The organism is Brucella ciceri, assembly GCF_041930145.1.
Taxonomy (GTDB): domain Bacteria; phylum Pseudomonadota; class Alphaproteobacteria; order Rhizobiales; family Rhizobiaceae; genus Brucella; species Brucella intermedia.
Window position 1 is genome coordinate 49,916 of record NZ_JBHEEV010000003.1, and the last position, 24,232, is coordinate 74,147.

Sequence of the window (24,232 nt, forward strand, 5' to 3'; positions counted from 1 at the left end):
CTCAGCTATGCGCGAAAATATCGTCTTCCGGCCAGCCCATGAGATCGAGTTCCGAGCGTGTCGGCAGGAACTTGAAGCAGGCTTCGGCCTGCTTGGCACGGCCGTCGCGTTCAAGCCGCTGCTCAAGCACGGCTTTCAGGCGATGCAGGTAAAGCACGTCAGAAGCCGCATATTCGAGCTGCGCCGCCGACAGTGTCTCCGCCGCCCAGTCCGACGATTGCTGCTGCTTGGAAATCGAAACGTCGAGAAGCTCGTTGCAAAGCTCCTTCAGGCCGTGACGGTCCGTATAGGTACGGGTCAGCTTCGATGCGATCTTTGTGCAGAACACGGGCTGCGGCATGGTGCCGAATGTGTGCGCCAGCACGGCCAGATCGAAGCGACCGAAATGAAAGATCTTGGTGATCGAGCGATCTTTCAGAAGCTTGACCAGATTTGGCGCTTTCTTTTGTCCTGCTTCGATCTGGATCACATCCGCCGTACCGTCGCCGGGCGAAATCTGTACCACGCAAAGCCGGTCGCGATGCGGATTCAGGCCCAGCGTTTCGGTATCGATGGCGACCGCATCGACCTGATAATGATGGAGGTTCGGCAAATCGTTCTTATGAAAACGGATTGTCATTTAACTGTCCTTATTTGGCGGCGATAGCCGCCATGATGCGTGCCCTACTTGGCGGCGATAGCCGCCATGATACGCGCCCATGAGCGCTGTCCCTTATGGAAGGAGTTCAGCTCGTATTTTTCGTTGGGCGAATGGATGCGGTCATCTTCGAGACCGAAGCCGACCAGCAGCGACTCCATGCCGAGGAACTTGTCGAAATCGCCGACAATCGGGATCGAGCCGCCCATGGCGATCAGCACGGCTGGCTTCGGCCATTCGTCGGAAAGCGCGTCCTTAGCCTTGGAAACGAGCGGTGAATCATAGGGCAGCTGGATGGCTGGCGAGCCGCCATGCGGATGGAACTCCACCGAGCAGTCGGCGGGCACGCGTTCCTTGACGAAGGTGCGGAAGGATTCGCGAATCTTGACCGGGTCCTGGCTGTGGACGAGGCGGAACGAAACCTTGGCGGAAGCCTGTGCGGCGATGACTGTCTTGAAGCCTTCTCCGGTATAGCCGCCGGTAATGCCGTTGACTTCCGCCGTTGGGCGCGCCCATGTCAGTTCCAGCACGCTGCGGCCTTTCTCACCGGACGGGATGGAAAGTCCAATCGGACCGAGGAAATTTTCCGCCGTGCGGCCGAGGCTTTCCCACGACTTCAGGATCTGCGTCGGGGTTTCTTCCACGCCCTCGTAGAAGTCAGGCACCGTCACGCGCCCGGTTTCGTCGTGCAGGTCAGCCAGAATCCTGGTCAGGATATGGATCGGGTTTGCCGCAGCTCCGCCGAAGAAGCCGGAATGCAGATCGCGGTCTGCTGCCTTGATGACGATTTCTTCGCCCACGAGGCCACGCAGGCCAACGCTGATCGCAGGCGTTTCCGCATCCCACATGGCCGTGTCGCAGACAAGCGCCACATCGGCTTTCAGTTCCTGCTTGTTGGCGTCGAGGAAAGGCTTGAGCGAGGGCGAACCGGATTCTTCCTCGCCTTCAAACAGCAGCGTTACCTTGACCGGCAGATTGCCATTCACTGCCTTATAGGCCCGGCAGGCTTCCACAAAGGTCATGAGCTGGCCCTTGTCGTCGGATGTGCCGCGCCCGGTCAGTATCTTGCGGCCGTTTCCCACATCCTTGATCGCAGGCTCGAACGGGTCGTTTTCCCAAAGATTGAGCGGGTCGACCGGCTGCACGTCATAATGGCCGTAGAACAGCACATGCGGGGCATCGGGTGTCGCGCCTTCTTGATGGGCAACCACCATCGGATGGCCGGGCGTATCGCGCACGCTCGCATCGAAGCCGATCGTCTTCAAATCCTCGACCAGCCATTCGGCGGCCTTGCGGCAATCGGCCTTGTAGGCCGGATCGGTGGAAATCGACTTGATCCGCAGGAGATCGAACAAGCGATCGAGGCTCTTGTCGAGATTGTTGTCGAGATGGGCGAGGACTTTGTCGAGCGATGGCGCAGACGATTGCTGGGACATGAAGATTTCCTGACGAGTCGTAACGTAAACTGGCGGCACACTACAACCAGCGTCGTCAAGAAGAAACCCAATTTGAAGGAAAGCCGTTCTCCGAAAAATGAATTGGCCGTTACGGTGAGGGGGTTACCGTAACGGCCATATCACTACACTCAAAGCGGCAGCCCGGAGAGGGGAAATGAGGCTGCCGCTAACATCCGGCATCCAACGGGGGACGGGTCAGAAAACCGGCGACCGACGAACTGTCGATGACCTGAATTTGGCCTTTCAACTGTGGCTATTCAAGGGCGTGGAAGATTACAAATCTGTAACAAACCCGTTATCGCGACGTGATCGGTTTCTTTCACGTGGACGGTTGTTTCTCCTGACAAGGGAGCGGTTTCCTTTGGCGCCGCTTTCCTCTAATTCTACCGTATGAAAAAAGGCGATCATCTCTTTCTCGTTGACGGCTCGGGTTACATTTTCCGCGCCTATCATGCCCTGCCACCGCTGACCCGCAAGACGGACGGTCTGCCGGTTGGCGCCGTCTCGGGCTTCTGCAACATGTTGTGGAAGCTCCTGAAGGATGCGCGCAACACGGATGTGGGCGTGGTGCCGACCCATTTCGCGGTTATCTTCGACTATTCGTCGAAGACCTTCCGCAACGAGCTTTATCCCGATTACAAGGCCAACCGTACCGCGCCGCCGGAAGACCTGATCCCGCAGTTCGGTCTCATCCGTCAGGCGACGCGCGCCTTCAACCTGCCCTGCATCGAGAAGGAGGGTTTCGAGGCCGACGACCTGATCGCGACCTACGCCCGCATTGCGGCGGAAGCGGGCGGCGATGTCACCATCGTCTCGTCCGACAAGGACCTCATGCAGCTCGTGACGCCAAGCGTGTCGATGTATGACAGCATGAAGGACAAGCAGATTTCGATCCCGGAAGTGATCGAGAAATGGGGCGTTCCGCCGGAAAAGATGATCGACCTGCAATCGCTGACCGGCGACAGCACCGACAATGTGCCGGGCATTCCCGGCATCGGCCCAAAGACCGCGGCGCAGTTGCTGGAGGAATTCGGCGATCTCGACACGCTTCTGGCCCGCGCCTCGGAAATCAAGCAGAACAAGCGCCGCGAGAATATTCTGGCCTTTGCCGACCAGACCAAGATTGCGCGCGAACTGGTGACGCTCAAGAACGACGTGCCGCTGGATGTCGATCTGGACGGGCTTGTGCTGGAGCCGCAGAACGGGCCGAAACTGATCGGTTTCCTCAAGGCCATGGAATTCACCTCGCTTACGCGCCGTGTTGCCGAGGCGACCGATACGGATGCTTCCTCGGTGGAGCCGAGCCATGTGGAGACCGGCTGGGGCGCCGATGCGTCCACTGCCGACCTTCACGGGCCGGACATGGATATCCCGCCAAAGGCGGATGGCGAAGTGACGGTCGTGGCCGTGACGGCGACGGTGTCCGTTTCCACGACAGAAGCCGGCTACACACCGACAGCGCTTGCCGACAAACGCGCGGAAGCGGCGCGTGCGCAAAAGGTCGATACCAGCGCCTATACCTGTATTCGCGATATCGCGACATTGAAGCTGTGGCTCGCCGAAGCAGTGGAAACCGGCCTCCTGGCTTTCGACACGGAAACCACTTCCGTTGATCCGATGCAGGCGGAACTCGTCGGCTTTTCGCTGGCGCTTGCGCCGGGCAGAGCCGCTTACATTCCGCTTCAGCACAAATCCGGTGCGGGCGATCTGCTGGGCGGCGGCATGGTGGAGGGACAGATTCCGCTGGGCGAGGCGCTGGCCGCCTTGAAGGCGGTGCTTGAGGACGCCTCGGTCCTCAAGATCGCGCAGAACATGAAATATGACTGGCTGATCATGCGGCGCTATGGGATCAACACCGTGTCGTTCGACGATACGATGCTGATTTCCTACGTGCTGGATGCAGGCACCGGCAGCCACGGCATGGACCCGCTGTCCGAACGCTGGCTCGGTCATACGCCGATTGCCTACAAGGACGTGGCAGGCAGCGGCAAGAGTTCGGTCACGTTCGATATGGTCGATATCGACCGGGCGACGGCCTATGCGGCGGAAGATGCCGATGTCACACTGCGCCTCTGGCAGGTGTTGAAACCGCGCCTCGCCGCAGAAGGGCTGATGTCGGTTTATGAACGTCTCGAGCGTCCGCTGGTCGATGTGCTGGCGCGCATGGAAGAGCGCGGCATCGCCGTCGACCGTCAGGTGCTTTCGCGTCTTTCCGGCGATCTGGCGCAGGCTGCTGCGGCCTATGAAGACGAGATCTACGAACTGGCAGGCGAGAGGTTTACCATCGGTTCGCCCAAGCAGCTTGGTGACATTCTCTTCGGCAAGATGGGCCTGCCCGGCGCATCCAAGACCAAGACCGGCCAATGGTCCACCTCCGCGCAGGTGCTGGAAGACCTTGCCGCCGAGGGTCACCCGCTGCCCCGCAAGATCGTGGACTGGCGACAGCTCACCAAGCTCAAATCCACCTATACCGATGCGTTGCCGGGGTTCATAAACCCTGCAACCAGACGCGTTCATACATGTTATGCGATGGCGTCCACCTCGACCGGTCGCCTGTCGTCATCCGATCCCAACCTGCAGAATATTCCGGTGCGCACCGCAGAGGGCCGCAAGATCAGGACGGCCTTCATCGCCGAACCCGGCAACAAGCTGATCTCTGCAGACTACAGCCAGATCGAGCTGCGTGTGCTGGCGCATGTCGCAGATATCGCGCAACTGAAGCAGGCCTTTGCAGACGGCATCGACATTCACGCCATGACCGCATCCGAGATGTTCGGCGTGCCGGTCGAGGGTATGCCTTCGGAAGTGCGCCGCCGCGCCAAGGCGATCAATTTCGGCATCATCTACGGCATTTCAGCCTTCGGTCTGGCGAACCAGTTGTCGATCCCGCGCGAAGAAGCCGGACAATATATCCGCACCTATTTCGAGCGCTTCCCCGGCATCAAGGATTACATGGAAGCAACCAAGGCCTTTGCGCGCGAGCATGGCTATGTCGAAACCATTTTCGGCCGCCGTGCGCACTACCCGGATATCAGGGCCTCGAATCCGCAGATACGCGCCTTCAACGAGCGCGCCGCCATCAATGCGCCGATCCAGGGTTCTGCGGCCGACATCATTCGCCGTGCCATGATCCGCATGGAAGATGCCTTGGCGAAGGAAAAGCTTGCTGCCCGCATGCTTTTGCAGGTGCATGACGAACTGATCTTCGAAGTTCCGGAAAATGAAGTCGAAAAGACCGTTTCCGTGGTTCGTCATGTCATGGAAAATGCGGCCATGCCTGCCGTCTCGCTTGCAGTGCCGCTGCATGTCGATGCGCGTGCAGCGCATAACTGGGATGAGGCGCATTGAGGTTTGGCCGGTTGACCTGAGCGGCCCAACCCTATAGGGAAGCATTAATTCTGTTGCTTCGGTGGTCGTCAGGGGAGTCGTGGACATGTGGTTCGCGACCAATGGGTATACGGCTTGAGAAGCTTTTTTCGTGAAAGTGGTTCATGTCTTTGCCCGAAACCATCGCTCCGGCTCTGTCCGGAGCATTAGCCGCTCGCGGTTATAATACGCTCACCGCCGTTCAAAATGCCGTTCTGGCATCCGAAACGCTCGATGCCGATCTTCTCGTTTCCGCACAGACCGGATCGGGCAAGACGGTCGCATTCGGCCTTGCAATGGCCAATACCATCCTCGAAGACGAACTGCGTTTCGGCGATGCCGGTGCGCCGCTTGCCATGATCATCGCGCCGACGCGCGAACTGGCGCTTCAGGTTCGCCGTGAGCTGGAATGGCTCTATGCCGATACCGGCGCGCGCATCGCATCCTGCGTCGGCGGCATGGATATCCGCACCGAACGCCGTGCGCTTGAACGTGGCGCCCATATCGTCGTCGGCACGCCGGGACGCCTGCGCGACCATATTACCCGCGATGCCCTCGATATGTCGGAACTGCGCGCGGTTGTTCTCGATGAAGCCGACGAAATGCTCGACATGGGCTTTCGCGAGGACCTCGAATTCATCCTCGGCGAAGCGCCGGAAGATCGCCGCACGCTGATGTTCTCGGCAACCGTGCCGAAGCCGATTGCCCAGCTTGCCAAGCGCTTCCAGAACGACGCGCTTCGTCTCACGGTCCAGAGCGAAACCAGCCAGCACGCCGACATCGACTATGTCGCCATGCCGGTGCCGCCGCATGAGCGCGATCACGCGATCATCAACACGCTGCTCTATTACGACAGCCAGAACTCGATCATTTTCTGCTCGACCCGCGAAGCGGTGAAGCACATGGCAAGCCGGCTTTCCAATCGTGGCTTTGCGGTGGTGGCACTGTCGGGCGAATTGAGCCAGGCAGAACGCAACAATGCGCTTCAGGCCATGCGCGATGGCCGCGCCCGCGTCTGCGTTGCAACCGACGTTGCCGCGCGCGGTATCGATCTGCCCAATCTCGACCTCGTCATCCACGCCGATCTGCCGAACAATCCTGAAACGATGCTCCACCGTTCGGGCCGCACCGGCCGCGCCGGTCGCAAGGGCACCTGCGTGCTGGTTGTGCCGTTCTCGCGCCGCCGCACGGCCGAGCGCCTTCTGCACATGGCAAAGCTCGATGCGCAGACGGTCCCCGCGCCAAGCATTGCTGCGGTTCAGGGCAAGACCAATGAGCGCATCCTGAATGCCGAAGTCTTCAACCAGCCGGTCGAAGAAGAATATCAGGATCTCCTGAAGGCGCTGACCGAGCGTTATACGCCCGAACAGATTGCGAGTGCCTTCCTCAACCGCGAAGTGGCTTCCTACCCCGCAGCCGAAGAAGTTTCCGACGCGCCGGTGCATCCGGTTGGCGGCAAGAAGCCCCGGGATCGTTTTGAAAAAGGTGAGCGTTCTGACCGTGGCGACCGCTTCGAGCGTCGTGATCGTGGCGAACCGGGCGAACGTTTCGACCGCAATGCTCAGTTTGACGGCGTGTGGTTCTCGGTTTCCGCAGGTCGCAAGCATCGCGCCGATCCGAAATGGCTGCTGCCGCTGATCTGCAAGGCGGGCGATGTTTCCAAGCGCGATGTCGGATCGATCAAGATTTTCGACAATGAAACCCGCTTCGAAATCACAGCCTCCAAGGCTGACGAGTTCCGCCGTTCGGTCGAAGAACGCGGCACTGGCGAAAAGGGTCTCGTGATCCGCACCGCTGTTGCAGGTGCAGGCGGCGACGCTGCCCCGCGCGAAGGCAAGGGCGGTTTCAAGCCGCGCGGCGAGAAGTTCAAGGAAGGCGGCTTCCGCGACGGCTACAAGAGCGACGGCTACAAAGGCGACCGCTCGAAGGGCGACAAGTGGGACAAGCCGCGCGATTTCTCCCGTGGAGACGACTTCAAGAAAGACGGCTTCAAAAAGGGCGGTAAAAAGCCCGAAGGCGGCGGTTACAGCAAGAAGCGCCGCGGCGAATAAAAGTCTGAAATGAGAAAAGCCCCGGATTTCCGGGGCTTTCTTTATCAAACGTCCAGATTGGCGACGCTCAACGCGTTTTCCTGGATGAACTCGCGGCGCGGCTCCACTTCGTCGCCCATCAGGCGCGAGAACAAGGAATCCGCGTCGGTCGCATCCGTCACCTTGACCTGCAGCAGCGAACGCACATTCGGGTCAAGCGTGGTTTCCCAAAGCTGTTCGGCGTTCATTTCGCCCAGGCCTTTGTAGCGCTGCAAGGTCAGGCCCTTGCGGCCGGTCGCGAAGATCGCATCGAGCAGAGCCATCGGACCGGAAAGCGTTTCCACCTTGTCCTTGCGGCGCAGCACCGGCGGTTCGGCAAAGACTTCCGAAAGGCGTGCAGCCACACGGTCGATCTGGCGGGCATCGGCAGAACCGAGCAGCGCCATGTCGAGAACGGCAATGTCCTTCACGCCGCGCACCATGCGCTCGAAGCGGTAACCACCATCTTCCGTCACATGGGCCGTCCAGCCACGCTCGGTTTCTTCCGAGATCATGTCGAGACGCTTTGCAACAATATCGGCGGAAGCTTGCGCGGTTGCATTGTCTTTCGAGGCATCCGGATTGAGCAGCCCGGCAATGGCCGCCTGTTCCACGACACGGCGGTCATAGCGCGTGTGAAGGCCGCCCAGAAGCTGACGCATGGTGCGTGCATCTTCCACCACCGAACGCAGGTCCGGCCCGGCGCGAACTTCGCCGCTTGCCATTTCCAGCGTGGCTTCTTCAAGTCCTGTCTCGATGAGGAAATCTTCGAAGGCCGCTTCGTTCTTGATGTATTGCGAGGACTTGCCGCGCGACACCTTATAGAGCGGTGGCTGCGCGATATAGATATGGCCGCGCTCGATCAGTTCCGGCATCTGGCGGAAGAAGAAGGTCAACAGCAATGTGCGGATATGCGCGCCGTCGACGTCAGCATCGGTCATGATGATGATCTTGTGATAGCGCAGCTTGTCCGGGTTGAAGCCGTGCGTTTCATCCTTGCCGATCGAGGTGCCAAGCGCGGTAATCAGCGTGCCAACCTGATCGGACGAGATCATGCGGTCGAAGCGAACGCGTTCCACGTTGAGAATCTTGCCGCGCAGCGGCAGGATGGCCTGGTTCTGGCGCGAACGGCCGCTCTTGGCGGAACCGCCTGCCGAGTCACCCTCGACAATGAAGATTTCGGACTTGGCCGGATCGCGTTCCTGACAGTCGGCAAGCTTGCCCGGAAGCGATGTCACGCTGAGATTGCTCTTGCGGGTGATGTCGCGGGCCTTGCGGGCGGCTTCACGGGCAGCGGCTGCCTGGATGACCTTCTCGACCACGGCCTTGCCGCCTGCCGGATGTTCTTCTAGCCATGTCGAAAGCGCTTCGTTGACGAGGCTTTCCACGACGGGGCGAACTTCCGAGGAAACCAGCTTGTCCTTGGTCTGCGACGAGAATTTCGGATCGGGAACCTTGACCGAAAGAACGGCGGTCAGGCCTTCGCGGCAGTCGTCACCGGTAAGCGTGACCTTTTCCTTCTTGGTCATGCCCGAAGCATCGGCATAGCCGGTCACCTGACGGGTCAGCGCACCGCGGAAACCGGCCAGATGCGTGCCGCCATCGCGCTGCGGAATGTTGTTGGTGAAGCACAGCACCTTCTCATGGTAGGAATCGTTCCACCACATGGCGACTTCGACCGTCATGCCGTCTTTTTCGCTGCGGATATAGATCGGCTCTTCCAGAAGCGGCTTCTTGCTCTGGTCGATATATTTCACGAATTCGACAAGCCCGCCGTCATAGTGCAGTTCGTGTTCCACCAGATCGGCGTGGCGGCGGTCGGCAAGCTTGATGCGCACGCCGGAATTGAGGAAGGCGAGTTCGCGCAGGCGACGCTCCAGCGTATCGAAATCGAATTCGACCATCGAGAAGGTTTCCGGCGAAGGCAGGAAGCTGACTTCCGTGCCGGTTTCACCGCCCGCATCACCCGTCACGACAAGCGGTGCATCGGCAACGCCATGCGTAAAACTCATCTCATGGATCTTGCCAGCGCGACGGATCTTCAGTTTCAGCCAGATCGACAGCGCGTTCACCACAGACACGCCGACGCCGTGCAGACCACCGGAAACCTTGTAGGAATTCTGGTCGAACTTGCCGCCGGCGTGAAGCTGGGTCATGATGACCTCGGCTGCCGAAACGCCTTCTTCCTTATGGATATCGGTGGGGATGCCGCGGCCATTGTCGGTCACGGTGCAGGACCCGTCCGGGTTGAGAGTGACGGTCACAAGCGTGGCATGTCCTGCCAGCGCTTCGTCGATCGCATTGTCCACGACCTCGTAGACCATATGATGCAGGCCGGAGCCGTCATCCGTGTCGCCGATATACATGCCGGGGCGCTTGCGAACGGCATCCAGACCTTTCAGAACACGAATGGAATCCGCGCCATATTCGGCGGGGGCTTCGGAATTCATCTCGGGCATCTCGCTCATGAAAATCTTTCGAAAAACGCGCTGCGAATGCAGCTTCAAAGATATGTCGAATCACGCGACAAACATGGCTTTAATATAGGTGCTAACGGCCATTTTTCCAAATTCTGGCGGTAAATTTGCCGGGGATTCCGGCAGTCTGTCCATATGAGGGCGATCCGGCTGCCGTCCGGCTTCTGGAACCGCCACAATTGACGCTTATATCTGGTCTGACGGGGGCGTTCTCGACCTGTTTAAAGCATGATCCGACCGGATTGTGCCTAAAGTGAAGCTGGAGCGGCGATCTGATCCCGTCAGATCGAAACGCGCTCCATGACGAAAGGAACGCTTGATGGAAATTGCGAATGTGAGCGACCGATCGGGACCGTTCGTGCCGCCTGCACCGCGTCCGCGGGAAAAGCCCGTGGGGCGTTTCGAGATGATGCGGGTCGTCTACAAGAACCCGCTCGAGCTTTGGGGCGAGCCTTCCTATAACGAGCGCTGGATTTCCGTCAGCTGGTTCGGCATGAAGACCATCATTGCCAACGATCCGGGGCTGATCCGTCATGTGCTGGTCGACAATGCCGCCAATTATCCCATGTCCGCCATCCGCCAGCGCGTGCTGCGTCCGCTGCTGCGCGACGGTCTGCTGACAGCCGAGGGGCAGGTGTGGAAGCGGTCGCGAAAGGCCATGGCTCCCGTTTTCACGCCGCGCCATATCGGCGGTTTTGCCGAGACCATGCGTGACCGGTCGCTTCGGTTCGCCGAGCGATACAAGACGCCCGGCACGATTACCGATGTCGCCCATGACATGACGCTCCTGACCTACGACATTCTCGCCGAAACCCTGTTTTCGGGCGAGATCGCGGGCGATCCCAATGATTTCGCCCATCAGATCGACAGGCTGTTCGAAACCATGGGCCGGGTTGATCCGTTCGATCTTCTGGGGCTGCCCGACTGGCTGCCGCGCTTCACGCGCCTGCGCGGACAGCAATCGCTGGGCTTTTTCCGCGAGCTGGTTTCAAACACCATCGCGCTACGCAAAGCCCGCATGGACAGGGGCGAGGACGTGCCGAGCGACTTTCTTACCCTGCTTTTGCGCGCCGAAGGACCAGATGGCTTGAGCCGCTCCGAGATCGAGGACAACATCATCACCTTCATTGGCGCTGGCCATGAGACCACCGCCCGCGCACTGGGGTGGACGCTCTATCTGCTCGCCAAGGCGCCCCGCGAGCGCGAGCGCATCGAGACGGAAATCGACGGCTTTTTTGCACGGGGCGGGCGTGATCTGCCGCCGCAGGACTGGCTGACGTCTCTGCCTTTCACGCGCGCGGCCTTCGAGGAGGCGATGCGGCTTTATCCGCCCGCTCCCTCGATCAATCGCGAAGCCGCGACCGACGATACATATGACGATCTGAAAATCCCGAAGGGCGCAACCGTGCTGGTCATGCCATGGGTCATTCACCGCCACAGGCTCTATTGGGATCAGCCGGATGCCTTCATGCCGGAACGCTTCTGGCCCGAAAACCGCGAGAGGCTAGACCGCTTTCAATATCTGCCGTTCGGGGCGGGTCCGCGCGTCTGCATCGGCGCGAGCTTTGCCTTGCAGGAGGCGGTGATAGCACTTGCCGTCCTGCTCGACGGCCGTCGTTTCGACGTGCTCGAAACGACAAGGCCTTGGCCGGTGCAAAAGCTCACCACCCAGCCGCAAGGCGGCCTGCCGATGAAGGTTTTGAAACGCTGATCAGCGCTTCAGACGCTCCCCGTGCCAGCGCAGGTGATCGCCCATGAAGGTGGAGATGAAGAAATAGGAATGGTCATAGCCTTCACGCATGTTGAGCGTGAGGGGAATGTCGGCTTTCCTGCAGGCTTCTTCCAGAAGCCATGGACGCAAGCCTTCATCGAGAAAGCCGTCGGCTGTACCCTGGTCGACCAGAAATTCCGGGAAGCGGTAACCATCCTCGATAAGCAGCGTGGCATCATAGCTACGCCAGGCCCGCTCTTCGGAGCCCAGATATTTTTCCAGCGCCGGTCTGGACCAGCCCGCCGTCGAAGGCTGAACGATGGGCGCGAAGGCCGAGGCCGACTTGAAGCGGTCCGGGTTTTTAAGTGCGATGGTCAGCGCGCCATGGCCGCCCATGGAATGACCGGTGATCGCCTGCCGCGCCATGTCGAGTGGAAATTCGCGCCCCACCAGATCGGTCAGTTCTTGCGTGATGTAGCTGTACATCTGATAGTTTTTGGCAAAAGGCTCCCGCGTCGCATCGACGTAGAACCCGGCTCCCTTGCCGAATTGCCAGTTGTCCGGTTCATCGGGAATGTCGTCTCCGCGCGGGCTCGTATCAGGGCAAATGACGGCAATTCCCAATTCTGCGGCCATTTGCCGATATTCACCCTTGTCCATCACGTTCTGATGCGTGCAGGTGAGGCCCGACAGATACCATAGCACAGGCACCGGTCCATCCTTGGCCTGCGGCGGCAAAAAAACGGCAAAGGTCATGTCGCACTGGTTTGTCGCGCTCTTGTGGCGATAAACGCCCTGCGTTCCACCAAAGCTCTTTGCGGTTGAAATGGTTTCCATGGAAAATTCCCGGTTTTGTTCAGCTTCCGAGCGCCACCGCAACATTGACCGAAGCGGCGACCAGAACGGTGTTGAAGAAGAAGGAGACGATGCTGTGCAGCAGCGTGATCCTGCGCATGGCAGGCGTTGTCACGCTGGTGTCGGACGTTTGCGCCGTCATGCCGATCACATAAGCGAAATAGGCAAAATCCCAGCCGGAAGGTTCCGTTGTGCCGGGAAACTCGAAACCGCCACGATGGCGGCTGGCATGGCTGCTATCGTTGCCAGCAGGTTCGCCGGGTTGCCAGTAAGCATGCGCGTAATGCAGCGCCGCCATCATGTGGATGGTAAACCAGCCGAGCGGCACCGAGGCGAGCGTCATCACCAGCGAGAAGGCATCGGCCTGCGGCTGCCGGTTGATCAGGATGAACAGCGAGACGACCGCCACGAGCACGGTCGCGAAGGTCACAAGGAAGATGATCCAGACCGGTTCATCGGCGCTGGCGGCGTGTTTTTTCAGCTGTGCTGCGGTGAGTTTTGGCAGCGCAAAGAGCGTCAGCGCGAGATAGAACACGAAGAAGCAGTTGGCCCCGATGACGGGGGCGAGTTCCCTGTCGACAAGCCACGCAATGATGAAAGCTGCAACGCCGCCCAGGGCAGCAAGATAGAACGACATATGGCGGCGCAGCAGAAACATCAGGCAAGCGTTTCCCTTGGTTCCAATCGCATATCGACATGTGGAATGCCGTCTTCGAGATATTCGTCGGAAATCGCCTCGAAGCCGAACGAGCCATAGAATTTCTGCAAATGGCTTTGTCCGCCAAGCTCGATCGCCGTACCCGGAAAACGGGCCTGGGCAAATTCGATGGCCTCTTTCATCAGACGGTGGCCGAGCTTGTAGCCCCGGTAATCCGGCGCCACGACCACGCGTCCGATCTTCACCGGCTTGCCATCCTGTTCCGGCGGCAGAACCCGCAGCGACGCTGCAAGCTCTTCCCCGTCGACAATGCGCAGGTGAAACGCCTCGAAATCCTTGCCGTCGATCTCCGGATAGGGACATTTCTGTTCGACCACGAAGACATCCACGCGCAGCTTCAGCATCGCATAAAGTGCGCGCGGGGTCAGGTTGTCGAGTTGGTCCCACCGGGAAACGAGAAGCTTTTCAGCCATCAGTAGACAACCACCGAACGGATGGACTTGCCTTCATGCATGAGATCGAAGGCAGTGTTGATTTCATCGAGCGGCATGGTGTGGGTGATAAGATCGTCGATATTGATCTTGCCCTCCATGTACCAGTCGACGATCTTCGGCACGTCGGTGCGACCGCGCGCGCCGCCGAAGGCGGTGCCTTTCCAGACGCGTCCCGTCACAAGCTGGAACGGACGCGTGGCGATTTCCTTGCCCGCTTCGGCCACGCCGATGATGATCGATTCACCCCAGCCGCGATGGCAGCATTCCAGCGCCTGACGCATGACATCCGTATTGCCGGTTGCGTCGAAGGAATAGTCAGCGCCGCCGTCGGTCAGGTCCTGGATGGCCTGCACCACCTTGTCATTGCCGATCTCACGCGGGTTGATGAAGTCGGTCATGCCGAATTTCTTAGCCATCTCGACCTTGGCCGGATTGATGTCCACGCCGATGATCTTGTCGGCGCCCACCATGCGGGCACCCTGGATGACATTGAGACCGATGCCGCCGAGACCGAACACGACGACATTGGAGCCGGGGCGAACCTTTGCGGTATAGATCACCGCGCCGATGCCGGTGGTCACGCCGCAGCCGATATAGCAGATCTTGTCGAAGGGCGCGTCTTCACGCACCTTCGCAACTGCGATTTCCGGCAGAACGGTGAAATTGGAGAAGGTGGAGCAGCCCATATAATGGAACACTTCGCCGCCATCGCAGGAAAAGCGCGTGGTCTTGTCGGGCATAAGGCCCTGACCTTGCGTGGCGCGGATAGACGTGCAGAGGTTCGAGCGCTGCGACAGGCAGGTCTTGCACTGGCGGCATTCTGGCGTGTAGAGCGGAATGACGTGATCGCCCGGCTTGACCGAGGTCACGCCCGCGCCTATTTCGCGCACGATGCCCGCGCCTTCATGGCCAAGAATGGCGGGGAATTTGCCCTCGGAATCGAGGCCCGACAGCGTGTAGGCATCGGTATGGCAAACGCCTGTCGCCATGATTTCGACCAGCACTTCGCCAGCCCGTGGACCACCGATTTCGACTGTTTCGATAGTGAGCGGCTTCTTCGCTTCCCAGGCGACGGCTGCGCGTGATTTCATGGCGATGTTTCCCTTCCAGTTGTGTGTTGCGCGCCTATTTCAGATAGGTGCGCAAAATCCGCATGATTTCGTCGATTTGCGTATCGGGATCGGCATTGGCTTCATGGCCGAACGTCTCGCGGAAATGACTTTCCAGCACTTCCGCCATCAGTCCGTTGGCCGCGCCTCGCAACGCCGCGATCTGCTGCAGCAGCGCCGCGCATTCGGTGCCTGCCTCCACCGCGCGCTCCAGCGCTTCGGCCTGTCCGCGAATGCGGCGCAGACGCGTCAGGGCGCGCTTCTTGTCTTCCGGTGAATGCGGCATGGAATCTCCCGATTTCAACGAAATCTATATACTCCGGGGGAGTACGTCAATCACTGTTCGCCAGCTGCAGGTGCAGAAGCGGATAAGGGCGTCCCTGATCGTCTGTTTCGGAACGCCCGGTTTCGACAAATCCCATATGCCGGTAAAAGCCGACGCCTTGCAGGTTCTGCTCGTTCACATCGACGGTCAAAGGATTGCCGACAGCTTTTGCATGGGCGATCATAAGTTTGCCGATGCCTTTGCCGCGCTGGTCGGGGGCGATGAACAGGCTGTCGATATGATGATCGCTCATGCCCATGAAGCCGACGGGCTTGCCAGCGTCTTCAACAAGCCAGACTTCGACATTGGGCAGATATTGCTCGGCCACGAGCTTTTCGATTTCCAGGAAATCATCGCGACTAAGGAAGTCATGCGTGGCGAGCACGCTGGCGCGCCAGATTTCGGTCAGCGCAGGCGCGTCGCTGCTGCTCGATTTTCGAATATGGATCATGTGCGCTCCTTGTGTGATAAGCACGAAAGCGAAAGCCTTATCTGACGGAAACTAATTTGACGAGCCTGCCCGATCTTCCTGTGACACAGATTCTGCCTCGACTGGATGAGGCATTGGCGCATCATGCGAGTGCAGTCCTTGTCGCGCCGCCCGGTGCGGGCAAGACGACACTGGTGCCGGTTCATATGCTGAATGCCGCCTGGCGCAAGGACGGCATGATCGTGCTGCTTGAGCCGCGCCGTCTCGCGGCACGCGCCGCCGCGCGCCGCATGGCGCAGCTTCTCGGCGAGGAGCCGGGCGAAACCGTTGGCTACCGGATGCGCCTTGAAAGCAAGGTGTCGGACAAAACCAGAATTCTCGTCGTCACCGAGGGCGTCTTCGCCCGCATGATTCTTGATGATCCGGATTTGACGGGCGTTGCAGCGGTTCTGTTTGATGAATTCCACGAGCGCAGCCTCGATGCGGATTTTGGTCTGGCGCTGGCGCTCGATGTGCAGGCGGCGCTTCGCGACGATCTCAAAATCCTCGTCATGTCGGCGACGCTCGATGGCGCTCGTGTGGCATCGCTTCTTGGCGATGCACCGGTGATCGAGAGCGAAGGCCGCGCTTTTCCCGTCGATATCCGCTATCGCGACCGCAAGGCCGATGAACGGATCGAAGACGTGATGGCGCGGGCGATCCGCGATGCGCTGGCCGAAGAGACAGGCAGCATTCTGGCTTTCCTGCCGGGGCAGGGCGAGATTGAACGCACCGCACGGCTTCTGGATGACCGGCTTCCGGCCAACGTGCTGCTTGCGCCGCTTTATGGCGCCATGGAAGGCGGTGCACAGGATGCGGCGATCAAGCCTGCACCGGCTGGTCATCGCAAGGTCGTTCTGGCGACCTCGATTGCCGAAACTTCCATCACGATCGATGGGGTGCGCGTGGTGATCGATAGCGGCCTTGCCCGCCTGCCGAAATATGAACCGGCCACGGGACTGACGCGCCTTGAAACCGTGCGCACGTCTCGCGCAAGTGCCGATCAGCGAGCTGGTCGCGCCGGGCGTACCGAACCCGGCATCGCCATCCGCCTCTGGCATCAGGGACAGACGGCAGCGCTCCCCCCTTTCTCGCCGCCGGAAATCCTGGAAGCTGATTTGTCCGGGCTGGTGCTCGATGCTGCCGCATGGGGTGTGACCGATCCGGCGACGCTCAGTTTTCTCGATGTTCCGCCGGGGCCCGCGCTGAAAGAGGCTAAGGCTCTGCTGTTGCGGCTGGGCGCGCTGGATGAAGCGGGGCGCTTGACGCCGGATGGCGAAGCAATGCGTTCTCTGGCGCTGCCCGCGCGTCTGGCGCATATGGTTGCGGAGGCGGCCAAGCGTGGCGAGGCACAGAAAGCGGCTGAGCTTGCCGTATTGCTGACCGAACGCGGTCTTGGCGGCAATGAAACCGACCTGGACACCCGTATGTCGCGTTTTCGCAATGACCGCTCGGACCGGGCGCAGCGTGCAAAAGGACTGGCAAGGCGGCTCGCCGCGAATGTCCCGAACAACGGCGAAGCCGCAGGCTCAAGCATTGGGCGAATGCTCATCGATGCTTATCCGGATCGCATCGCGAAGGCGCGTGGGGCGGCGGGGCAGTTTCTGCTCGCGAATGGACGCGGCGGAGAGGTTGATCCCGCCATCAGCCTTAGCCGCGCGCCGTGGCTGGTGGTTGCCGATATGTCGGGCAAGGCAGGCCGGGCGCGTGTTCTTTCTGCTGCGGAAGTCAGCGAAACGGAAATCCGCGCTGCCTTGGGCGGCAAAATCGAGAGTGGACGACAAGTTGTCTACGACCCGGAAAAGAATGCCTTGCGGGCGCGCGAAGCCGTGCGTATCGGCGCTATCGCTCTTTCCGAGAAGCCGCTCGCCGGTCCTTCAGGAAGTACCGCCGACGAAGGCGTGATTGCCGCCGTGCGTGAACATGGCCTCGATATCCTGCCGTGGAGCAAGGAGGCCGACATCCTGCGCCGACGGCTTGGCTGGCTTCACCGTGGTCTCGGCGATCCGTGGCCCGCCATGGATGATGAACATCTTGTCGAAAGGCTGGAAGACTGGCTGCTGCCTTTCCTGACAGGTGAAGCACAGCTCGACCGCATTCCTGGGCATGTGCTGAAAAACGGCCTGATAAGCCTCGTGCCATTCGATTTGCAGCGCAGCGTGGAGCAGCTTGCGCCGACGCATTTCGAAGTGCCGACCGGATCGAATATTCCGATCCGCTACGATGCGGAGGAGCCTGTCATAGCGGTCCGCGTGCAGGAACTGTTCGGTCTTGGCGTGCATCCGGCCATCGCCAACGGCAAGGTTCCGCTCCTGCTTGAACTGCTTTCTCCGGCTCACCGCCCGATCCAGATCACCCGTGATCTTCCTGGCTTCTGGAAGGGTTCATGGGCGGATGTGCGCTCCGACATGCGCGGGCGTTATCCGAAGCATGTCTGGCCGGAAGACCCTGCCAATGCGGAAGCGACCCGTCGCGCCAAGCCGCGCGGAACCTGAATCCGGCCTGCGACCGGATAACGCAGTTTCGCTTGCTTTCTGGTCCGGGCTTGCCTCATAAGGGCCTGACGAGGGACCCCATGCACGCAGAATTCGAGAATCGCGCTTCCAATCTTTCGCGCCGCCCGCGCCTCACCACGTTGGTCCGCGTTCGCTGGCTGGCAATTGCGGGACAGACCGCCGCAGTCATGTTCGTGGCGCTTTATCTGCAATTTGCGTTTGCAGTCGGCATCTGTTTTGCGCTGATCGCCTGTTCGGCCTGGCTCAACCTTTATCTTGCCTTCCGTTTTCCGACCAACCATCGGCTCAATCCGGCGGCGGCAAGTCTGGTTCTGGCATTCGACATTCTGCAACTGGCAGGCCTTCTCTATCTTACCGGCGGCCTGCAAAATCCGTTCGTCATCCTGATGATCGTGCCCGTCATCATCTCGGCGACATCGCTTTCTGCCCGCCACACGCTCGTGCTTGGCTTGCTGGTGGTTGCCTGTACATCGGTGCTCACCATCAGGCACGAACCGCTGCCCTGGTATCCGGGCGAAACGCTGAACCTGCCGTTCCTGTTCGTGATCGGCATCTGGTGCGCGATCATTTCGGCGCTCGGGTTCACCGCGGTCTATGCCTATCGCATCGCCGAGGAAGCGCGCCAGCTGGGCGACGCATTGAGCGCCGCCGAACTTATTCTCCAGCGCGAACAGCATCTGTCGGCGCTGGATGGGCTGGCTGCTGCAGCGGCCCATGAACTGGGCACGCCGCTTGCAACCATTGCATTGGTGGTGAAGGAAATGCAGCGCGCCCACACCACCGATCCGGGCCTTGCCGAAGATATCGCCTTGCTGCATTCGCAGACCCAGCGATGCCGGGAAATTCTCAGGCGCCTGACCAGTCTTTCCTCCGAAGGCGAAGAACACATGTCGCGCCTGCCGCTCTCATCGCTCATCGAGGAGGTCATCGCGCCGCACCGCAACTTCGGTATCACCATCGACGTGCAAAAGATGGAAGGTCCGAAGCCGGAACCCGTCACCCGCCGCAACCCCGGGCTGCTTTATGGCCTGGGCAACCTGGTGGAGAATGCCGTCGATTTTGCGCGCGGGACGGTCAATGTCACCTGGGGCTGGACTGACGGCAATGTGAGCGTAACCATCCAGGATGACGGCGAGGGGTTCAAACCCGAAATCCTCGACCGGATCGGCGAACCCTATATGACAAGCCGCGACAATACCCGAAATGGCGGCGGTTTGGGCCTCGGCCTCTTCATCGCCAAAACCCTGCTGGAACGCTCGGGCGCGCACATCACCTTCCGCAATCGCAACAATCCGGGGCAAGGCGCGGAGGTAAAGGTGGTCTGGCCGCGTTCCGCATTTACGTCCGTCTGAAGCACGCTTGCGGGCACGTATGGGATTTTCCTATCAAATCCTCGTGTCCGCATTTAAAAATAACATTTGAATACAAGGGCTTGTATTGCCCCGGCGCGGGATCGCCTGCTGAAATTGCTTCAACAATTCAGTGGCTATTTGACTTTTTGACGCAGGGGTATCAATAAGGAAAGAAAAATACAGGCAGGAAGCACCCGATGGACGACTTGAAGCAGGAAGACACCGAAGCCATAGGCAACGATCCGACCCTCCTTCTGGTTGATGACGACAAGCCCTTCTTGCAGCGCCTTGCCCGCGCCATGGAGAGCCGGGGTTTCCAGGTGACGACTGCGGAATCGGTTGAAGAAGGCATCGCCGCCGCCAAGGCAGCTGCACCGGCCTATGCGGTCGTGGACATGCGGCTGGGCGATGGCAATGGTCTCGACATCATCGAGGCGATTCGCTCGCGCCGCGCTGATACGCGCGCTATCGTTCTTACCGGCTACGGAAATATCGCAACCGCTGTGAATGCCGTTAAGCTTGGCGCCATCGACTATCTGTCGAAGCCCGCCGATGCCGATGAGGTCTTTGCAGCATTGACCCGCCGTCCGGGTGAAAAGGTTGCGCCGCCGGAAAATCCCATGTCCGCCGACCGGGTTCGCTGGGAGCACATCCAGCGGGTTTACGAAATGTGCGAGCGCAATGTCTCCGAAACCGCACGTCGTCTCAACATGCACCGCCGCACTTTGCAGCGCATTCTGGCCAAGCGCGCACCGCGTTAGAGCATAAAATAGAAGAACCTGGAGCGCCGATCTGATCCAATCAGATCGAAACGCGCTCTAATTCGGACTGCCAGATCAATCGATTTCCGTCTCGGGTACGTCGAGACCGGCCAGTTCGGCGATCGTCAGGCGGGCGGCGCCCGCCCGCGCAAAGCGAAGCATCAGCGCTTTTCGCGTCGCACCGGGCAATTTGTGCTCCGGCGCATCGCGCATAATTTCCGCTCCATAGCCATCAGAGAGAATGAAGCCGCATTCCTGCGGAAAGATTTCGCTCGGCACTGCCGGGTGGGTGGCGAAGAACAGCCGGTCGCAATAGGCGCGATATTCCGGCCATTTGCGATCTGTCTTCCAGTCCTCAATGGACGATTTGATCTCCACGATCCAGATTTCGCCTTTGCGGCTGAGCGCAATCAGATCGGCGCGCCGGCCCGACGCCAGCGGCAGTTCGGGCAAAGTGGCAAGTCCCATTTCCAGAAAAAGGCGCTGGACGCCACGCCGCACAAGCATGGCGTTCTCAGACTGCCTGCCGTCGGAAAGTGGATGGGTCTGGTTGGGAATCACAATGGGCATGGGCGCATTTTGTGCCCGGTTTGGGAGCGAAACAATCGGAAATCAGCGGCACGCCGGGCGAAAACTGCGGCGGCTGGGCAAAACATGGCCAAAAAATGTCTTAATCAAGGAATTTTCAATTTACGGTTAACGTCTGGTTAACAATACTGCCCCATCTTCAACGACAACGAACGATTCGCATCTATCTCCGGCCCATCGCGGTCCCATTGACGGAATGAACCAATCTGGGGGAATGCATGAATTCTCGCGTCCTAAATCTGACGGCGGCTCTCTTTCTGGGCAGTGTGTTGGCTGGCTGCTCGACCGTAGGCGGCACCTTTTATACCGCTTCCTATTCCTCGGTCACTGATGCCGGCTATGTTGTCCCGGCGATCCCGAGCGAAAAGATTCAACCGCAATATCGTCGCCAGATCGTCAAATATCCGACGGACGAAAAGCCGGGCACGATCATCGTCGATACGCGGGAAAAATTCCTTTACCTCATCATGCCGGAAGGCAAGGCCATGCGCTATGGCATTGGCGTTGGGCGTGAAGGTTTTGAATGGTCCGGCACGGCGCGGGTCGCCATGAAGCGCGAATGGCCGACCTGGACACCGCCTTCCGCCATGATCAAGCGCCAGCCGGAACTTGCAAAATATCGCAATGGCATGGACCCCGGCCTGCGTAATCCGCTCGGCGCGCGCGCCCTTTATCTTTACAACAAGGGTGGTGACACGGGCTATCGTCTTCACGGAACGCCGGAATGGTGGTCCATCGGCAAGGCAATGTCTTCCGGCTGCATCCGTCTCATGAATCAGGACATCATGGATCTTTACGACCGCACCGAACAGGGCGCGAAGGTCATCGTAAAGCAATAAGCCGGGCCATGCGGATATGAAAAAGGCCGCTTCACGCGGCCTTTTTCATTTGCAATTTCAAACAGATCAAATCTGTTCGACCTGCTGCACTTCTGGCACGAAATGGCGCAGGAGGTTCTGAATGCCGTGCTTCAGCGTTGCCGTCGATGACGGGCAACCTGAGCAGGCGCCCTTCATGTTCAGGAATACGGTGCCGTTTTCAAAGCCACGGAACGTGATGTCGCCGCCGTCCTGCGCAACGGCTGGACGAACACGGGTTTCGATCAGTTCCTTGATGATTTCGACTGTTTCCGCATCGGCTTCATCGAAGAATTCTTCGTCGCCATGGGCAGCGGCGGCATCCGCATTACTGTTGCCTGCCATTGCAGGCGCACCGGACATGAAATGTTCCATGATCGTGCCGAGAATGGCAGGCTTCAAGTGTTGCCACTCGCCGTCTTCCTTCGTCACGGTGATGAAATCATAGCCGAAGAAAACACCGGTTACGCCCGGAACCGAAAAAAGCTTGGCTGCGAGCGGCGACGTGTTGCCAGCGGTGGAAGGGTCGCGGAAATCGGCGGTGCCTTCCGGCATGACGACCTTGCCGGGAAGAAACTTCAGGGTCGCCGGGTTGGGCGTGGTTTCAGTCTGGATGAACATGCCAGTTGTCCCGCTTTCAGATTTTGGAACGATTCTCGTAAGCGCAGATCCATATGGACGCAAGTGCTGTCCCGACACTGCGCGTGTCAGTTGCCATCAATATAGGGTGATCAGGTCACCGCATCAATGTCATCGTCGCTCATGCCTGCCGGAATGACCGTGACCGGGATCGGGAACTGCGAGCGGCTGGCAAGCGATTGCACCAGGGGACCGGGGCCTTCCTTGCCCGAACCGGCAGCCAGAACCAGAATGGCGATATCCTGATCTTCCTCGATGAGGCTGATCAGCTCTGCGGCGGTTTCGCCCTCGCGAATGCTGATTTCCGGCTCGATCCCTTGATCCGTGCGCACGGTTGCCGCGAATTTTTCCAGCGCCGCCTGCGCGCGATCCTGTGCTTCTGCGCGCATGATTTCTCCGACGCCCAGAATTTGCTGGAAATCGGAGTCATCGATCACGAAAAGCAGGATGAGCGAGCCGCCCGTGTTTTTTGCACGGCGAGCGGCATAGGCAACGGCGCGCCCGCACTCGGGCGTCTCGTCGATGACGGCAAGAAACTTGCGGCGGTGACCGGCTTCCCGGCTAAGTCGTTTTGATACCATGGCCGCAATTTGCCATCGGGACCGGCCATCTGCAAGCTGACATTTGCAGGAGCTTGAGGATCGAAAGTCGATCTTCGAACGGGGAGGACGGCAGCAAAAAAGCTGCCGCCCGCTGGTCAATCGGGAATTTTAGTTCTGCAGCCAGCCGACGATGTCGCGGACATGACGCATGGTCTGTTCGGCGATCACGCCGGCCCGTTCGCCGCCATCGCGCAGAACGCTGTCGATGTAGGCCGGGTCAGCCACCAGCCGACGCATCTCATGGGTGATCGGCGAAAGTTTCGCGACCGCCAGATCGGCAAGCGATGCCTTGAATTCGGAGAACTGGCGTCCGCCGAATTCGTTGAGCACGTCTTCCTTCGATCGAGCGGAAAGTGCTGCATAGATGCCAACCAGGTTATCCGCTTCCGGGCGACCGTCGAGGCCGTCGAGTTCCGTCGGCAGGCCATCCGAGTCGGTCTTTGCCTTGCGGATCTTCTTGGTGATGGTCTCTTCGTCGTCGATCAGGTTGATGCGCGACAGATCCGATGGATCGGACTTCGACATCTTCTTGGTGCCGTCGCGCAGCGACATGATCCGCATGGCCGGGCCGGAAATAACCGGCTCGGTGAGCGGGAAGAAGCCAGAGACCTGCTCGTCACCGACCTTCATATCCACACCGACCCCAAGCGAGGCGATACGGTCGGAATAGTCGTTGTTGAACTTCTGCGCGATATCGCGGGTCAGTTCCAGATGCTGCTTCTGGTCCTCGCCAACCGGGACGGCGGTGGCGCGGTAAAGCAGGATGTCGGCGGCCATAAGGCTCGGATAGGCGAACAGCCCAAGGGAAGCGTTTTCGCGATCTTTGCCTGCCTTGTCCTTGAACTGGGTCATGCGGCTCATCCAGCCGATGCGCGCGACGCAGTTGAACACCCATGCCAGCTCCGCATGCTGCATGACGCGGCTCTGGTTGAAGACGATGCTCTTCTTCGGATCGACGCCAGCGGCGAGATAGGCAGCGGTCACTTCCCGGGTCGAGTTCGTCAACTCGGCTGGATCGGGTGAAATGGTCAGCGCATGCATATCAACGACGCAATAAATGCAGTCGTTGGTGTCCTGCATGTCTACCCACCGCTTGATTGCCCCGAGATAATTGCCGAGGTGAAGATTTCCGGTCGGTTGGGCGCCGGAGAAAACAAGCGGTTTGAACGTGCTCATGATCGTTTCCTAAAAAGTTAGCCCCGCCGGTGGAGAGCGGGGATTTTGAATGTTAGAGCATGATTCCGAAAAGTGGGAACCGGTTTTCGGATAAAATCATGCTCAAACAAAAAC

Annotated in this window: 20 protein-coding genes; 7 read left to right on the plus strand and 13 right to left on the minus strand. The window is 59.6% G+C overall.

Annotated elements, in window-relative coordinates; translation table 11 throughout:
• Position 1: 1 nt before the first annotated feature.
• Both JNC63_RS06605 and JNC63_RS06610 read right to left on the minus strand, forming a co-directional pair.
• Positions 2–619 (minus strand): ribonuclease D, encoded by a 618-nt coding sequence (locus tag JNC63_RS06605; RefSeq protein ID WP_063619946.1) that lies wholly within the window; start codon positions 617–619, stop codon positions 2–4.
• A 44-nt stretch (positions 620–663) separates the two neighbouring features.
• Complete coding sequence (locus tag JNC63_RS06610) at positions 664–2,073, minus strand: dipeptidase (protein WP_063619947.1); 1,410 nt, start codon at positions 2,071–2,073, stop codon at positions 664–666.
• Between the two features lie 411 nt (positions 2,074–2,484).
• On the opposite strand from JNC63_RS06610, the gene polA reads away from it, so the two are divergent.
• Positions 2,485–5,442 (plus strand): DNA polymerase I, encoded by a 2,958-nt coding sequence (polA, locus tag JNC63_RS06615; protein ID WP_063619948.1) that lies wholly within the window; start codon positions 2,485–2,487, stop codon positions 5,440–5,442.
• 143 nt (positions 5,443–5,585) lie between these two features.
• A complete protein-coding gene (locus JNC63_RS06620) occupies positions 5,586–7,511 on the plus strand; it encodes a DEAD/DEAH box helicase (protein WP_063619949.1) in 1,926 nt (641 codons plus the stop codon).
• Between the two features lie 44 nt (positions 7,512–7,555).
• On the opposite strand, the gene gyrB is transcribed toward JNC63_RS06620, so the two are convergent.
• Positions 7,556–9,997, minus strand: a complete 2,442-nt coding sequence (gene gyrB / locus JNC63_RS06625) for a DNA topoisomerase (ATP-hydrolyzing) subunit B (RefSeq protein ID WP_063620071.1) — start codon at positions 9,995–9,997, stop codon at positions 7,556–7,558.
• A gap of 328 nt (positions 9,998–10,325) precedes the next feature.
• Here gyrB and JNC63_RS06630 point away from each other — a divergent pair, with 328 nt between their 5' ends.
• A complete protein-coding gene (locus tag JNC63_RS06630) occupies positions 10,326–11,717 on the plus strand; it encodes a cytochrome P450 (RefSeq protein WP_006470919.1) in 1,392 nt (463 codons plus the stop codon).
• Here JNC63_RS06630 and fghA read toward each other — a convergent pair whose 3' ends face one another.
• The 6 genes from fghA to JNC63_RS06660 are packed head-to-tail and all read right to left on the minus strand — an operon-like array spanning position 11,718 to position 15,609.
• Complete coding sequence (fghA, locus tag JNC63_RS06635) at positions 11,718–12,554, minus strand: S-formylglutathione hydrolase (RefSeq protein ID WP_063619950.1); 837 nt, start codon at positions 12,552–12,554, stop codon at positions 11,718–11,720.
• 19 nt (positions 12,555–12,573) lie between these two features.
• Positions 12,574–13,230 carry a DUF1345 domain-containing protein gene (locus JNC63_RS06640; RefSeq protein ID WP_063619951.1) on the minus strand — a complete coding sequence of 219 codons (657 nt, stop codon included), beginning with the start codon at positions 13,228–13,230 and terminating at the stop codon, positions 12,574–12,576.
• Positions 13,230–13,703: a GNAT family N-acetyltransferase gene (locus tag JNC63_RS06645; RefSeq protein WP_063619952.1), complete on the minus strand. Its 474-nt coding sequence runs from the start codon at positions 13,701–13,703 to the stop codon at positions 13,230–13,232. The genes JNC63_RS06640 and JNC63_RS06645 overlap by 1 nt, the downstream gene beginning before the upstream one ends.
• On the minus strand, positions 13,703–14,815 hold the full coding sequence (locus tag JNC63_RS06650) for an S-(hydroxymethyl)glutathione dehydrogenase/class III alcohol dehydrogenase (protein WP_374846163.1): 1,113 nt from the start codon (positions 14,813–14,815) through the stop codon (positions 13,703–13,705). The genes JNC63_RS06645 and JNC63_RS06650 overlap by 1 nt, the downstream gene beginning before the upstream one ends.
• A gap of 34 nt (positions 14,816–14,849) precedes the next feature.
• On the minus strand, positions 14,850–15,119 hold the full coding sequence (locus JNC63_RS06655; RefSeq protein ID WP_006470917.1) for a metal/formaldehyde-sensitive transcriptional repressor: 270 nt from the start codon (positions 15,117–15,119) through the stop codon (positions 14,850–14,852).
• A 46-nt stretch (positions 15,120–15,165) separates the two neighbouring features.
• Complete coding sequence (locus tag JNC63_RS06660; RefSeq protein ID WP_063619953.1) at positions 15,166–15,609, minus strand: acetyltransferase; 444 nt, start codon at positions 15,607–15,609, stop codon at positions 15,166–15,168.
• A gap of 56 nt (positions 15,610–15,665) precedes the next feature.
• Here JNC63_RS06660 and hrpB point away from each other — a divergent pair, with 56 nt between their 5' ends.
• From hrpB to regA, 3 genes are all read left to right on the plus strand, one after another.
• Entirely contained in the window at positions 15,666–18,122 is a 2,457-nt protein-coding gene (gene hrpB / locus JNC63_RS06665) for an ATP-dependent helicase HrpB (protein ID WP_063619954.1), read from the plus strand.
• Positions 18,123–18,202: 80 nt separating this feature from the next.
• Positions 18,203–19,495, plus strand: coding sequence for an ActS/PrrB/RegB family redox-sensitive histidine kinase (locus tag JNC63_RS06670; protein ID WP_006470914.1), 1,293 nt, complete (start codon positions 18,203–18,205; stop codon positions 19,493–19,495).
• 197 nt (positions 19,496–19,692) lie between these two features.
• Positions 19,693–20,256, plus strand: a complete 564-nt coding sequence (gene regA / locus JNC63_RS06675; protein ID WP_006465866.1) for a global response regulator transcription factor RegA — start codon at positions 19,693–19,695, stop codon at positions 20,254–20,256.
• A 75-nt stretch (positions 20,257–20,331) separates the two neighbouring features.
• On the opposite strand, the gene JNC63_RS06680 is transcribed toward regA, so the two are convergent.
• A complete protein-coding gene (locus JNC63_RS06680) occupies positions 20,332–20,826 on the minus strand; it encodes an MmcB family DNA repair protein (RefSeq protein ID WP_025089798.1) in 495 nt (164 codons plus the stop codon).
• Positions 20,827–21,062: 236 nt separating this feature from the next.
• Here JNC63_RS06680 and JNC63_RS06685 point away from each other — a divergent pair, with 236 nt between their 5' ends.
• On the plus strand, positions 21,063–21,683 hold the full coding sequence (locus JNC63_RS06685) for a L,D-transpeptidase (protein WP_006465868.1): 621 nt from the start codon (positions 21,063–21,065) through the stop codon (positions 21,681–21,683).
• Between the two features lie 66 nt (positions 21,684–21,749).
• On the opposite strand, the gene JNC63_RS06690 is transcribed toward JNC63_RS06685, so the two are convergent.
• The 3 genes from JNC63_RS06690 to trpS all read right to left on the minus strand — a co-directional run bounded on the left by JNC63_RS06690 (position 21,750) and on the right by trpS (position 24,118).
• Positions 21,750–22,322: a NifU family protein gene (locus JNC63_RS06690; protein WP_063619955.1), complete on the minus strand. Its 573-nt coding sequence runs from the start codon at positions 22,320–22,322 to the stop codon at positions 21,750–21,752.
• A gap of 110 nt (positions 22,323–22,432) precedes the next feature.
• Positions 22,433–22,921 (minus strand): universal stress protein, encoded by a 489-nt coding sequence (locus tag JNC63_RS06695; protein WP_006470912.1) that lies wholly within the window; start codon positions 22,919–22,921, stop codon positions 22,433–22,435.
• A 129-nt stretch (positions 22,922–23,050) separates the two neighbouring features.
• Positions 23,051–24,118 (minus strand): tryptophan--tRNA ligase, encoded by a 1,068-nt coding sequence (trpS, locus tag JNC63_RS06700; protein WP_063619956.1) that lies wholly within the window; start codon positions 24,116–24,118, stop codon positions 23,051–23,053.
• Positions 24,119–24,232: the final 114 nt, after the last annotated feature.

Bases quoted from the DNA above. Each gene is read 5' to 3' on its own strand.
- JNC63_RS06605 (WP_063619946.1), bottom strand. From the start codon at position 619: ATGACAATCCGTTTTCATAAGAACGATTTGCCGAACCTCCATCATTAT.
- JNC63_RS06610 (WP_063619947.1), bottom strand. From the start codon at position 2,073: ATGTCCCAGCAATCGTCTGCGCCATCGCTCGACAAAGTCCTCGCCCAT.
- polA (WP_063619948.1), top strand. From the start codon at position 2,485: ATGAAAAAAGGCGATCATCTCTTTCTCGTTGACGGCTCGGGTTACATT.
- JNC63_RS06620 (WP_063619949.1), top strand. From the start codon at position 5,586: ATGTCTTTGCCCGAAACCATCGCTCCGGCTCTGTCCGGAGCATTAGCC.
- gyrB (WP_063620071.1), bottom strand. From the start codon at position 9,997: ATGAGCGAGATGCCCGAGATGAATTCCGAAGCCCCCGCCGAATATGGC.
- JNC63_RS06630 (WP_006470919.1), top strand. From the start codon at position 10,326: ATGGAAATTGCGAATGTGAGCGACCGATCGGGACCGTTCGTGCCGCCT.
- fghA (WP_063619950.1), bottom strand. From the start codon at position 12,554: ATGGAAACCATTTCAACCGCAAAGAGCTTTGGTGGAACGCAGGGCGTT.
- JNC63_RS06640 (WP_063619951.1), bottom strand. From the start codon at position 13,230: ATGTTTCTGCTGCGCCGCCATATGTCGTTCTATCTTGCTGCCCTGGGC.
- JNC63_RS06645 (WP_063619952.1), bottom strand. From the start codon at position 13,703: ATGGCTGAAAAGCTTCTCGTTTCCCGGTGGGACCAACTCGACAACCTG.
- JNC63_RS06650 (WP_374846163.1), bottom strand. From the start codon at position 14,815: ATGAAATCACGCGCAGCCGTCGCCTGGGAAGCGAAGAAGCCGCTCACT.
- JNC63_RS06655 (WP_006470917.1), bottom strand. From the start codon at position 15,119: ATGCCGCATTCACCGGAAGACAAGAAGCGCGCCCTGACGCGTCTGCGC.
- JNC63_RS06660 (WP_063619953.1), bottom strand. From the start codon at position 15,609: ATGATCCATATTCGAAAATCGAGCAGCAGCGACGCGCCTGCGCTGACC.
- JNC63_RS06670 (WP_006470914.1), top strand. From the start codon at position 18,203: ATGCACGCAGAATTCGAGAATCGCGCTTCCAATCTTTCGCGCCGCCCG.
- regA (WP_006465866.1), top strand. From the start codon at position 19,693: ATGGACGACTTGAAGCAGGAAGACACCGAAGCCATAGGCAACGATCCG.
- JNC63_RS06680 (WP_025089798.1), bottom strand. From the start codon at position 20,826: ATGCCCATTGTGATTCCCAACCAGACCCATCCACTTTCCGACGGCAGG.
- JNC63_RS06685 (WP_006465868.1), top strand. From the start codon at position 21,063: ATGAATTCTCGCGTCCTAAATCTGACGGCGGCTCTCTTTCTGGGCAGT.
- JNC63_RS06690 (WP_063619955.1), bottom strand. From the start codon at position 22,322: ATGTTCATCCAGACTGAAACCACGCCCAACCCGGCGACCCTGAAGTTT.
- JNC63_RS06695 (WP_006470912.1), bottom strand. From the start codon at position 22,921: ATGGTATCAAAACGACTTAGCCGGGAAGCCGGTCACCGCCGCAAGTTT.
- trpS (WP_063619956.1), bottom strand. From the start codon at position 24,118: ATGAGCACGTTCAAACCGCTTGTTTTCTCCGGCGCCCAACCGACCGGA.